This window comes from Myxococcus sp. MISCRS1 (assembly GCF_026626605.1).
GTDB lineage: Bacteria > Myxococcota > Myxococcia > Myxococcales > Myxococcaceae > Myxococcus > Myxococcus fulvus.
In genome coordinates this window covers 9,204,197-9,216,915 of record NZ_JAPNKB010000001.1, presented here as the reverse complement: position 1 = coordinate 9,216,915, position 12,719 = coordinate 9,204,197, and the positions used below count along the sequence as shown (strand labels likewise).

Below are 12,719 nucleotides of genomic sequence, written 5' to 3'. Positions count from 1 at the left end.
GCCCGGAAGTCGCTGAAGGACTTCCGGGCAGGCACCCCGCCTCAGGCGAGCGAGGCGACGTAGAAGTGCGTCGGCAGGTGGACGACGAGCGCCTCGTGAATCTCTCCGCAGACGGCCAGGCCGTCGCGCGGGAAGATGCCGGGAGGCGGCGTGGCGAAGCGGATGGAGGAGCGGCCGCTGTCGAAGATGGTGGCCGCCGCGGTGAAGTCCCCGACGATGACCTGCCCGGGGTCCACCATGCGCGCGCGGGCGATGCGCACGCCCATGCTCGTCAGGTCCGACAACAGCCCGCCCTTGCCCACGAAGTAGCGGTAGTAGTCCGCCGGGTTGACGAGGATGCCGTCCGCGCTGCCGCCCATCTGCTCCACCCTGTCACACGCCGCCAGCAGCGAGGACACGGGGTCCGAGCGCGCCGGCAGCCGCGTGATTCCCGGCGTCTCCAGCAGGCCCCGCACGCGGTCTCCTCCCCGTCCCCTGGCGAGCGCCTGGTTCTCCGCGGTGCACAGCCGCACGAGCAGCCGGAAGTCGATGAACGTCGCCAGCGTCTCGGGGTCGTCCAGGAGCGCGGGGGGGACCTGGATCCACGCCGTGGTGGGCTTGAGCGTGGCGAGGTCCGTGTGGAACTCGAACGCGGCCTCGGGGCGCAGGCCCACGTCCTCCACCTGCACGGTGGGCGGCGACTGGGGCGGCGTCTCGTGCCAGTACTTCACCTTGCCGCCCTCGGCCTTCACCACCTTGAACAGGCCGCGCACCGCGATGCGCGGGCGCCGCTTGAAGCCCGGGAAGGCCTCCGTGATGGTGTGCGAGAACTCCACCGAGGCCTTCGCGCCCTGCGTGGCGACGGCCTGGGCGAAGACCCTTCCGGGTGAGAGGAGCGGCTGCTCCGGGGATTCGTTCGTGCTCATGGCGCCCCCGGGCCTACTCGCCCCAGTCCTCCTCGACTTCGGGCGCTTCCTCGAGCCGGAGCGGATTGAGGCCGACCACCTCGAGCTCTCCGTCACAGCCCGAGCACGTCAACACCTCGCCCTGCACGCGGCCCTCGGCCTCGATGGGCTCCGAACACGTGGGACAGCGGGCCTGCCCGGTCGATTCCGACTGCTTCGTCAGTGCATGCATGCCCTTGCTCCTCTTTTGCTGAATCGGCGCAGTGTGTGAGTCTTCATTCCAGTCGTCAAGACAAGCCCTGAAACACAAGTGAGTGCAGCAAGGCTACATTTCTCAGGTATTTCGGCACGGCGTATCGACGTGCTCACGCGGACACACTCCGAGGGAGTGTGCGGGCGTGGGAACGTTCCAGCGCGTCACGCAGGAGCGTGACGAGGGTGTGAACTCCCGGGGCGCGCAGCAACGCGTAGTGGTCACCGGGCAGCGTGTGGACGACCGCGCCTCCCCTGGCGAGCAGCTCCCATTCGTGCGCACGAGGTGACTCGGCGGATTCGATGGAGACCAGCGCTCCCGGGTAGGGCCTGGGCACGTAGCGCCAGGCCGCGCGGAGGTTGGACTCGAACACGGCGCGCAGGGCGACGAGCCCTGTTTCAGGGAGCGCCGAGACACGGCGCGCCGCGTCCTCCAGCACGCTCAGAGACTCCTCGGGGGCAAGGCTCGCGAGGACGTCTTCCGAGCACGGCAGCCAGGCTCCCGCCGAGCGCAGCACGTCCCGGAAGAAGAGCGCGCCCAACCGCGCGGGTTCGAGCCAGGACGGGTCCACCGCTCCTTCCGCGTGGGCCCGCGCATAGGTGTCGATGAGCACCAGCAGGTCCACCGACTCTCCGCGCGCCTGGAGCTGCTGGGCCATCTCGAACGCGAGCGTCCCGCCCAGGGACCAGCCCCCGAGCAGGTAGGGGCCCTGTGGCTGCACCGGGCGAATCGCGTGCAGGTAGCGCTCCGCCAGGGCCTCCACGCTGTCGAGCGGCGCGGTCTCCCCATCGAGGCCGGGCGCCTGGAGGCCGAAGAAGGGCTGGTCCGCGCCCAGCAGGTGCGCGAGCTCCGCGTACGCGAGCACGGTGCCGCCCACCGGATGGACGCAGAAGAAGGGACGCTTCGTGCCGCCGCGCAGTTGGACCAGGGGCGAGCTGGCCGCGGGCGCGCGGCTCGACAGAAGGGCCGCGATGCGCTCCACCGTCGCGCCCTGGAAGAGCGCGGCCACGGGGAGGGCTCGGCCTGTGAGCTCACGAATCCGCGCGAGCAGGCGCATGGCCAGCAACGAGTGGCCACCCAGCTCGAAGAAGTCATCGCGGATGCCCACCGGGTGCACGCCGAGCGTCTCCTCCCAGGCCCGGACGAGCTGGAGCTCCAGTGAGGTCCTCGGAGGAACCCGGGGCGCCGTGTCCCGTCGGGTGACGTCCGCGTCCGGCGTGGGCAAGGCCCGGCGATTCACCTTGCCGCTGGGAGACAGGGGCAGCGAGTCCAACATCACGAAGTGGCCTGGAACCATGTGGTCCGGCAGCCGCTCCTGGAGGAAGGCGCGCAGGGCTCTCGACTCGGGCTCCGCGCCGTCCGTGCCCACGACATAGGCCACCAGCCGCGACAGCCCCGAGCCATCCGCGCGCGCCTCCACCACGCAGTCCTTCACCGAGGGATGGTGTGCGAGCGCGGCTTCCACCTCCGCGAGCTCGATGCGGTAGCCGCGCACCTTCACCTGTGCGTCGCGTCGGCCGAGGAACTCGAGGGTGCCGTCGGAGAGGTAGCGCGCGAAGTCTCCCGTCCGGTACACCCGTGAGCCAGGAGCAAGGCCCACCGGGTCCGCGACGAAGCGCTCCATCGTCAGGTCCGGACGGTGGAGGTAGCCGCGCGCCAGCGCCGCGCCGCCGAGATACAGCTCGCCGGGGACACCCGGAGGAACCGGAGTGCCTCGCGCATCGAGCACGTGCACACGCGCATTCGAGATGGGACGACCGATGGGCGGCAGGTCCGGCCAGGACGCGGGGTCGCCCTCCAACGTGTGGGCCGTCACCACGTGGGACTCCGTGGGCCCGTAGTGGTTGTGCAACACGCAGCCCGGCAGGCGGCCGATGAAGCGCCGCAGCGCGGGTGTCACTCGGAGCTGCTCTCCGGCCGTGATGATTTCGCGCAGTCGACCCGGCGCCAGCCCGTCCCGGTCCGCCACCTCGGCGAGGTTCTGGAGCGCGACGAAGGGGAGGAACAGCCGCTCGACGCCATGCTGCTCCAGGTGCTCCAGCAGGGCACGTGCGTCCAGCCGCAGCTCCTCGGGGATGAGCACCAGCTCCCCGCCGGCCGCCCAGGTGGAGAACAGCTCCTGGAAGCAGACGTCGAAGCTCAGCGCGGAGAACTGGAGCGTGCGCCCCTGTGGCAGGCGCGAGGCGCCGAGCTGCCACTGCACCAGGTTGAGCAGGGGCCCATGGGACATGGCCACGCCCTTCGGGTCTCCCGTCGAACCCGAGGTGTAGATGACATAGGCGAGCGACTCCGGCCCCGCCAGTGGCGGGAGGTCCTCCGGGTCCTCGTCCTCGAAGCGCGCCGCCTCCGTGTCGAGCAGCAGCAGCTGTGCCGCCCCGTCCGGCACGAGGTCGGCGAGGGAGGACTGCGTGAGCAACCACGGCGCCCTGGAGAAGCGGAGCATCCACGCCAGTCGCTCGCGCGGATAGGACGGGTCCAACGGGACGTAGGCGCCACCCGCCTTGAGGATGGCGAGCACACCGACCGCGAGGTCCAGGGAGCGACGGACGCACAGCCCCACCGGCACATCGCGGCCCACGCCTTCCCTGCGAAGGAGTCTCGCCAGTCGATTCGCGCGCTGGTTCAGCTCGCCGTAGGTGAGCACGTGCTCCCCGAAGCGGACCGCCACCGCGTCGGGAGTGCACTCGGCCTGCTCCTCGAAGAGCGCGTTCACCCGGCTCACGGAGGCAAGTGGCGCCTCGGTGGCGTTCCACTCCACCAGCAGCCGGTGCCGCTCGGACTCGGCGAGCAGCGGCAGCGTCGCCACGTCCTGCGCGGGCTGGGCGAGCGCGGACTGGAGCAACCGGAGGTAGTGCCCCGCCATCCGCGACACCGTCTCCTCGTCGAACAGGTCCGTGTTGTATTCCCAGGACGTCACCAGCGACTGGGGCTGTTCCTGGACGAACAGCGTGAGGTCGAACTTCGACATGCCCGGTTCGAAGGCGAGGCTCTCGACGCCGAGCCCCTGGAGCGACACCGGCACCGTGGGGCCCGGCATGACGAACATGACCTGGAAGAGCGGTGAGCGGCTCAAATCCCGGCTCGGCTGCAGCGCGTCCACCACCTGCTCGAAGGGCAGGTCCTGGTGCGCGAACGCCCCCAGACACGCCTTCCTCACCCTCCTCAGCAACTCCCTGAAGCTCGCACCTCCCGTCTCCACCCTCACCACCAACGTGTTCACGAAGAAGCCGACCAGCTCCTCCACCTGACTCCAGTTCCTCCCCGATATCGGCGTCCCCACCACCACGTCGCCCTGCCCGCTGTAGCGCCCCAGCAGCACCTGGAACGCCGCCAGCAGCGTCATGTACAGCGTCACCCCTTCCTTCCGACTCAGCTCCCGCAGCGCGCCCGCCAGCTCGGGAGGAATCCGGAGCGACAGGTGCGCTCCGTTGAAGGACTGCACCGCGGGACGCGGCTTGTCCGTGGGCAGCTCCAACACCGGCGGCGCTCCCGCCAGCTGCTCCTTCCACCACCCCAGCTGCTTCTCCAGCACCTCTCCCTTCAGCCACTCCCGCTGCCATCTCGCGTAGTCCGCGTACCGCACGTCCAACGGTGTGCGCTCCACCGACTCCCCTCGCACCCTCGCCCCGTACCCCTCTCCCAGCTCCTTCTCCAGCAGCCCCACCGACCACCCGTCGAACACGATGTGATGCACCACCCACACCAGCACGTGTTCTTCATCTCCCACCTTCAACACCTTCGCCCTCAGCAGCGGCCCTCTCTCCAGGTCGAACGGGCGCTGGGCTTCCTCCTCCACCCTTTCCAGCACTTCCGCCGCGGCCACGGGCTCCACCTTCAGCGACAGCTCCACGTCCTCGTGGATTCGCTGCACCGGTTTCCCGTCCACCTCACCGAAGGTCGTCCGCAAGGACTCGTGCCTTCTCACCACGTCACGGAACGCGCCCTCCAGCGCGCCCACGTCCAGCCGACCCGAGAGCCGCACCGCGAAGGGCATGTTGTACGAGAAGCCCTCCGCATCGAGCTGCGAGAGGAACCACAGTCGCTGCTGCGCGAAGGACTGCTCCACCACGCCGTTGTGCGGTCTCCTGGCCAGCGCGGGCGGAGGTGCACCCCTCGATTCCTCGAGGACATCCTCCAGGTGCTCGGCGAGCTGCGCCACCGTGGGCGATTCGAAGAGCACACGGACGGGGAGGTCTCGCCCCACCACGTCCTTCAAGCGGGACACCGCCTGGGTCGCGAGCAGCGAGTGCCCACCCAGCTCGAAGAAGTGTGCCTCCACGCCCACGCGCTCCAAGCCGAGCAGCGGACCGAACACCTCCGCGACGACCCGCTCCATCGCCGTGCGTGGCGCCACGTCGCCACCGCGTGACTCCTCCACGCGCGGCACCGGCAACGCCTTGCGGTCCACCTTCCCCGTCGGGGCAATCGGCAACGCGGGGAGCGCGACGAAGGCCGAGGGCACCATGTACTCGGGCACCTTCGCCTGCAGGTGCGCGCGCAGCTCCGCCGGGGTCAGCGTGTGTCCGTCCTGGAACACGACGTAGCCCACCAGGCGCCGGTCTCCCGGCACGTCCTCGCGCACCACCGCCACCGCGTTCCGCACACCGGGCAGGGCTCGCAGCACCACCTCCACCTCGCCCAGCTCGATGCGGAAGCCCCGCAGCTTCACCTGTCCATCCAGGCGCCCGAGGAACTCCAGGTTCCCGTCCGCCATCCACCGCGCCCGGTCTCCCGTGCGGTAGTAGCGCTCACCCGACGTGCCCTCGAGCGTGTCCGGGAGGAACCGGTCCGCGGTCAAATCGGGGCGGCCATGGTAGCCGTGCGCCAGACTCGCGCCCGCGACGCCCACTTCACCCGGGACACCGATGGGGCAGGGCTCGCCGTTCGCGTCCAACACGTACAGGCGCACGTTGGTGATGGGCACGCCCACCGGCGGAAGCGCGGGCCACGAGGAAGGAGGTCCCGAGGCCCGCCACGCGGTGACGACATGCGCCTCCGAGGGCCCGTACTGGTTCTCCAGCACGCATCCCGGGAGCCGCTCGAAGAAGGCCACGAGCGCGGGCGTCACCTGGAGCTGCTCTCCCGCCGTCACCACCTCCGTCAAGGGAGGCAGCACCTCCTCGGACGCAGCGGCGTCGCAGACCGCCTGGAGCGCGACGAAGGGGAGGTAGAGCCGCTCGACCTGGTGACGCACCATGTACCGGAGCATCGCGCCAGGGTCCTGTCGCAGCGCCGGGGTGATGAGCAGGACGCGGCCACCCAGACACCAGGTGCCGAACATCTCCTGGAAGGAGACGTCGAAGTTGAGCGAGGCGAACTGGAGCGTCGTCGCGTCCGGCTTCACCGTCCTCTTCAGCAACCACCAGAGCATGTTGCCCACCGCGCGGTGGGACATGACGATGCCCTTCGGTCGCCCCGTGCTCCCGGACGTGTAGACGAAGTAGCAGTTCGTCTCCACGGAGAGGTCCACGCAAGGCGCGCTCGTGGGGCGGCGCGAGATGGCGGCGGCCTCGTCCTCCAGGCGCAGCACGCGCGCCGACGTCCCCGAGGGCAGCGCGGAGGCCAGGTGCGCCTGCGCCACCACCACCGGCGCCTCCGTGTCCTCCAACATCAGCCGCAGTCGCTCGGTGGGCCACGTCGGGTCCAGGGGCAGGAAGGCCGCTCCGGCCTTGAGGGTGGCCAGCACCGCCACGGGCATCTCGAGGCTGCTCCGGTCCAGGCACAACCCCACCGAGCCGTTGGGCGGCACCCCCAACGCCACCAGGTGATTCGCGAGCTGGTTCGCGCGGGCGTCCAGCTCCGCGTACGTCAGCGAGCGCGTCCCGTCCGTCACCGCCTCCGCGTGAGGCGTCCGCGCCACCTGGGCCTCCACCCATTGGTGCATCAGGCCCGGCACATAGGTCGCGTCGCGACGCGCGCCCCACTCCACCAGCAGGTGCCGACGCTCCGTCGCATCGAGCAACGGGAGCGCGGAGATGGGCTGCTCCGAGGACGCCACCACCGCGTCGAGCAAGCGTCCGTAATGGCCCGCCATCCGCGACACCGTCTCCTCGTCGAACAGGTCCGTGTTGTATTCCCAGAACGTCACCAGCCCGCGCGGCGTCTCCCACGCGAACAGCGTGAGGTCGAACTTCGACACGCCCGGCTCGAAGTCGAGCTCCTCCGACGTGACTCCTTCGAGCGCCAGGGGCGCCAGCTCGCCGGGCATGACGAACATGACCTGGAAGAGGGGTGAGCGGCTCAAATCCCGGCTCGGCTGCAGCGCGTCCACCACCTGCTCGAAGGGCAGGTCCTGGTGCGCGAACGCCCCCAGACACGCCTTCCTCACCCTCCTCAGCAACTCCCTGAAGCTCGCACCTCCCGTCTCCACCCTCACCACCAACGTGTTCACGAAGAAGCCGACCAGCTCCTCCACCTGACTCCAGTTCCTCCCCGATATCGGCGTCCCCACCACCACGTCGCCCTGCCCGCTGTAGCGCCCCAGCAGCACCTGGAACGCCGCCAACAGCGTCATGTACAGCGTCACCCCTTCCTTCCGGCTCAGCTCCCGCAGCCTCTCTTCCAGACCGTGCGAGAGCGTCACGCGCTTGAGTGCACCGCGATAGGTGCGCACCGCGGGACGCGGCCTGTCGGTGGGCAGCTCCAACACCGGCGGCGCTCCCGCCAGCTGCTCCTTCCACCACCCCAGCTGCTTCTCCAGCACCTCCCCCTTCAGCCACTCCCGCTGCCATCTCGCGTAGTCCGCGTACTGCACCTCCAGTCTCGCGGCCTCCACCGCCTCCCCTCTCACCCTCGCCCCGTACCCCTCTCCCAGCTCCTTCTCCAGCAACCCCACCGACCACCCGTCGAACACGATGTGATGCACCACCCACACCAGCACGTGCTCTTCATCCCCCACCCTCAGCACCTTCGCCCTCAGCAGCGGCCCTCGCTCCAGGTCGAACGGACGCCGAGCCTCCTCCTCCACCTTCGGCAGCACCTCCGCCGCGGACACCGTCTCCACCGTCAGCGACAGCTCCACGTCCTCGTGGATCCGCTGCACCGGCTTCCCGTCCACCTCACCGAAGGTCGTCCTCAGTGACTCGTGCCTTCGCACCACGTCACGGAACGCCCCCTCCAACGCCCTCACATCCAGCCGGCCTGTGAGTCGGCGGGCGAACGGGACGTTGTAGGAGATGCCTTCCGTGTCGAGCTGTGACGTGAGCCACAGTCGCTGCTGCGCGAAGGACTGCGGCACCACGCCACCGTGCGGCTGGTGCGTGAGGGGACTGCGCTGGGCTTCGTGGTCCTCCTCCAACCGCTCCGCGAGCCGGGACACCGTCGAAGACTCGAACAGGACGCGCACGGGCAGCTCACGTCCCACCACTTCGCGCAGCCGCGACATGGCCCGCGTGGCCAGCAACGAGTGCCCGCCCAGCTCGAAGAAGTCGTCCTCCACGCCCATCCGCGCCAGGCCCAGCAGCGGGGCCAGGACCTCCGCCACCACCTGCTCCATCGCCGTGCGAGGCGCCACGTACTCACGCCGCGAGCCCTCGCCCCCGGGGGAAGGCAGCGCCCTCCGGTCGAGCTTCCCGTTCGGCGTGAGCGGCAGGCCCGGCAACATGACGATGGCCGAGGGCACCATGTACTCGGGCAGGCGCGCACGCACCCACGCGCGCAGCTCCTGGGACTTCGGGAGCGCCCCCTCCGAGGGAACACAGTACGCGACGAGCCACCGTCCTCCGGGGCCATCCTCGCGCGCCACCACCGCCACCTCGCGCACGTCCGGGTGGCTCGCGAGCACGGACTCCACCTCGCCCGACTCGATGCGGAAGCCGCGCAGCTTCACCTGTCCGTCCAACCGCCCCGCGAACTCGAGCGTCCCATCCCGCCGCCACCGCGCCCGGTCTCCCGTGCGGTACAGCCGCGCCCCGGGCTCCGCGCTGAACGGATTCGGGACGAACCGCTCGGCGGTCAGCTCCGGACGACGGAGGTATCCCCACGCCAGCCCATCGCCGCCCGTATACAGCTCGCCCCAGACACCCACGGGGACGAGCGACATCGCCGCGTCCACCACATGGACCTGGGTGTTCGAGATGGGTCGACCAATCGGCACGGCGCCGTCCACCCGCGAGCCCGCCGTCAACGGATGGCACGTGGTGAACGTGGTGTTCTCCGTGGGCCCATACCCGTTGATGACGGCTCCCCCTCGCGCCAGACGCGCGCGAACGGCGGAGGGCGACACCACGTCGCCACCCGTGAGGAGCTGACGCACCCCGGACAGCGCCTCGGGACGCGTGGCCATCACCTGCTCGAACAGCGCGGAGGTCAGCCACAGCGTGGTGACGCCACTTCGCGCCAGCCCTGCCTCCAGTTCCTCCACCGAGGGTGTCCTCGGCGCGAAGAGCACCAGCCTCGCGCCATTGAGCAGCGGCCCCCACAGCTCCAGCGTCGCGGCATCGAACGAGATGGGCGCGAGCTGGAGGAAGACCTCCTCCGGTCCCAGCTCCGCGAAGCGGCTCCCCTTCACCAACCTCACCACCGCGCGGTGCGGAACGCAGACGCCCTTCGGCCGCCCCGTCGAACCGGAGGTGTACATGACGTAGGCGAGCGACTCCGGCGGCAAGGGCAACGCCAGGTCGACCTCGGGCTCGTGAGCGAACGCCGCCCCCGAGGGCTCCAAGGGAACGAGCTTCACCGGACCCGAGACGAGCCACGGACAGGCCGCGTCCGGTGCCAGCAAGGCCGCGAGCTCCGAGTCCTCACACATGAAGGACAGCCGCTCGTCCGGATACGACGGGTCCAATGGAACGTACGCGGCCCCGGCCTTGAGGATGCCGAGCGTCGCCACCACCATCTCCAACGAGCGTCGCGCGAAGAGCCCCACCCGACTCCCGGGCTCGATCCCCAGTCGACACAGGTGGTGCGCGAGCTGATTGGCGCGCCGGTTCAGCTCCGCGTACGTCAGGCGCTCGCCCTCGAACTCCACCGCGACGGCGTCCGGAGTGCGGGACACCTGTGCCTCGAACAGCGCGGGGATGCTCGCGTCGCGCGGATACTCCGTCCGCGTCGCGTTCCACTCCGTCAGGAGCAGCCCACGCTCGGCCGCGCTCACGAGCGGGAGCTCGAAGACGCTCGACGAGGGGCGCTCCACCACCGCCTCCAGCAACGCGACGTAGCGCTCCGCCAGTCGCGTCACCGTCTCCTCGTCGAAGAGGTCCGTGTTGTACTCCCAGTACGTCACCAGCCCGCGGCTCGTCTCGCGCGCGAACAGCGTGAGGTCGAACTTGGAGACGCCCGGCTCCAGCGGGACGTCCGTCGCGACGAGCCCCGGCAGGCTGAGCGCCGCGGACGGCTCTCCCTGGAGCACGAAGGCCACCTGGAAGAGCGGCGAGCGGCTCGGGTCCCGCTCCAGCTGCAGCGCCTCGACCAGCTGTTCGAGGGGCACGTCCTGCCTTGCGAAGGCCTCCAGGCACGTCTTGCGGACCTGACGCAGCAGCTTCTGGAACGGGACGTCCTCGACCTGGGCCCTCAGGGCCAGCATGTTGGCGAAGAACCCGACCACGCCCTCCAGCTCACGCTGCCCGCGCCCCGCGAAGGGCGAGCCCACGACGATGTCCCGCTGCCCGCTGTGACGCGCCAGCAGCACCTGGAACGCCGCCAGCAGCGTCATGTACAGCGTCACCCCTTCCTTCCGGCTCAGCTCCCGCAGCCTCTCTTCCAGGGCCGGCAGGGGCGGCATCCACTTCAGGGCGCCCGGATAGGTCTGCACGGCGGGACGCGGTCTGTCGGTGGGCAGCTCCAACACCAGCGGCGCTCCCGCCAGCTGCTCCTTCCACCACCCCAGCTGCTTCTCCAGCACCTCCCCCTTCAGCCACTCCCGCTGCCATCTCGCGTAGTCCGCGTACTGCACCTCCAGTCGCGCGGCCTCCACCGCCTCACCCCTCACCCTCGCCCCGTACCCCTCTCCCACCTCCTTCTCCAGCAACCCCACCGACCACCCATCGAACACGATGTGATGCACCACCCACACCAGCACGTGCTCCTCTTCCCCCACCCTCAACACCTTCGCCCTCAGCAGCGGCCCTCGCTCCAGGTCGAACGGACGCCGGGCCTCCTCCTCCACCCTTGGAAGCACGTCCGCGGCCGCCACCTCCTCCACCTCCAGCCACAGCTCCACCTCGTCGTGGATCCGCTGCACCGGCTTCCCATCCGCCTCGCCGAAGGTCGTCCTCAGTGACTCGTGCCTTCGCACCACGTCACGCAGCGCGCCCTCCAGCGCTCCCACGTCCAGCCGGCCCGTGAGCCGCACCGCGAAGGGCGCGTTGTAGGACGTTCCGCCCGCGTCGAGCTGCGAGAGGAACCACAGCCGCTGCTGCGCGAAGGACTGCTCCGCCACGCCGCCATGCGGCTGGTGCGTCAGCGGAGGCCGACGGCTCGTCCGCTCCGGCTTCGTGGCGATGGACGGCGCGCTCCGCGTCATCACGCCACTCGAATCGTGGGCCGAGGCCCCTCTGGCGCCCCCTGCCCGGGCTGCCCCTGAGGCTCCGGCAAGAGCAGGTCGTACGGATTCATCGCGTCACCGGCCAGGCACTCCAGCTCCACGTCCAGCCCCAAACCGTGGCGTCGCGCCAGCTCGATGAGCACGCCCGTCACCGCCTCGTCCTCCAACGAGAACCCCGTGGAGTCGAACACCGTGGACCGCTCCCGCCACTCCCCGAAGCGCTCGGGATGCTGGACGACCTCGATGATGCCCGGGCCAATCTGCTCGGGCCGCAGCTGCTGACACTCTCCTTCCACCAGCGCCTGCGGCAGGAAGTCCGGACACACCAGGCTGCGCTCCAGCAGCGAGCGCGGCAGCTCCAGCTTCCCCGGCAGGTCCGAGCCCACCGCGTTGACGTGCACCCACGGCTTGAGCCGCCCGTCCTCCAACACCGGCCCCTCTCCCACGCCCACCGACGTCACCGTGCACACGATGTCCGCCTCCGCCTCCACCGTCTCCAACGGCGCCGCGCGGACATCCAATCCCAGGAACGCCGCCCGCCCCGCGAACGAGCGCTGCGCCACCGGGTCCACGTCAAAGACAAGCACCCTCTCAATGGAAAACAACCGCGACAGTGCATGCAGCTGGGTCACCGCCTGGGCGCCGGCGCCGACCAGCCCCACCACCCGGCTCTCCGGATGTGCCAGGTGCCGGCTGGCGATGGCGGACGCCGCCCCCGTGCGCAGCGCCGTCGCCAGCACCCCGTCCACCAGCGCCGTCAGGTGGCCCGTTGCACAGTCATAGACACTGTTCGTCGCGATGATGGTGGGAACCCCATAGTGTCTGGGATTCATCGGATTGTAGCCGACAACTTTGATGGTGATGGATTCACCCTGCCGCATCACCGGCATCCACTCGAGCACGCCTGTCCGGGCGTTGCGCAGCGTGAAGCCCTCGCGCTGCCGCAGCTCCGTGCGCGCGAGGTCGAACGTTCGGAAAGCCGTCTCCACCGACTCGATGACCCGGTCCATCAGGACATCGATTCCCACTTCGTGCACGAGCCTGCGCAGGTCCGCCTGGGTGACGAGGAGTGTCTTCACGGGCGCTCCCTCAGCCTGGA

Annotated in this window: 4 protein-coding genes; all 4 read right to left on the bottom strand. The window is 70.0% G+C overall.

What is annotated here, in order from left to right:
* Positions 1-41 precede the first annotated feature (41 nt).
* Complete coding sequence (locus OWM54_RS37030; protein ID WP_223752174.1) at positions 42-905, bottom strand: family 3 encapsulin nanocompartment shell protein; 864 nt, start codon at positions 903-905, stop codon at positions 42-44.
* A 13-nt stretch (positions 906-918) separates the two neighbouring features.
* Positions 919-1,116 carry a lysine biosynthesis protein LysW gene (gene lysW, locus OWM54_RS37025; protein ID WP_046714639.1) on the bottom strand — a complete coding sequence of 66 codons (198 nt, stop codon included), beginning with the start codon at positions 1,114-1,116 and terminating at the stop codon, positions 919-921.
* A 133-nt stretch (positions 1,117-1,249) separates the two neighbouring features.
* Positions 1,250-11,599, bottom strand: a complete 10,350-nt coding sequence (locus OWM54_RS37020) for a non-ribosomal peptide synthetase (RefSeq protein WP_267700426.1) — start codon at positions 11,597-11,599, stop codon at positions 1,250-1,252.
* Positions 11,599-12,699 (bottom strand): ornithine cyclodeaminase family protein, encoded by a 1,101-nt coding sequence (locus OWM54_RS37015; RefSeq protein ID WP_223751655.1) that lies wholly within the window; start codon positions 12,697-12,699, stop codon positions 11,599-11,601. The genes OWM54_RS37020 and OWM54_RS37015 overlap by 1 nt, the downstream gene beginning before the upstream one ends.
* Between the last annotated feature and the right edge of the window lie 20 nt (positions 12,700-12,719).

What these genes read in the sequence shown, in the direction of transcription:
- OWM54_RS37020 (WP_267700426.1), bottom strand. Translation starts at nt 11,599, where the DNA reads ATGACGCGGAGCGCGCCGTCCATCGCCACGAAGCCGGAGCGGACGAGC.
- lysW (WP_046714639.1), bottom strand. Translation starts at nt 1,116, where the DNA reads ATGCATGCACTGACGAAGCAGTCGGAATCGACCGGGCAGGCCCGCTGT.
- OWM54_RS37030 (WP_223752174.1), bottom strand. Translation starts at nt 905, where the DNA reads ATGAGCACGAACGAATCCCCGGAGCAGCCGCTCCTCTCACCCGGAAGG.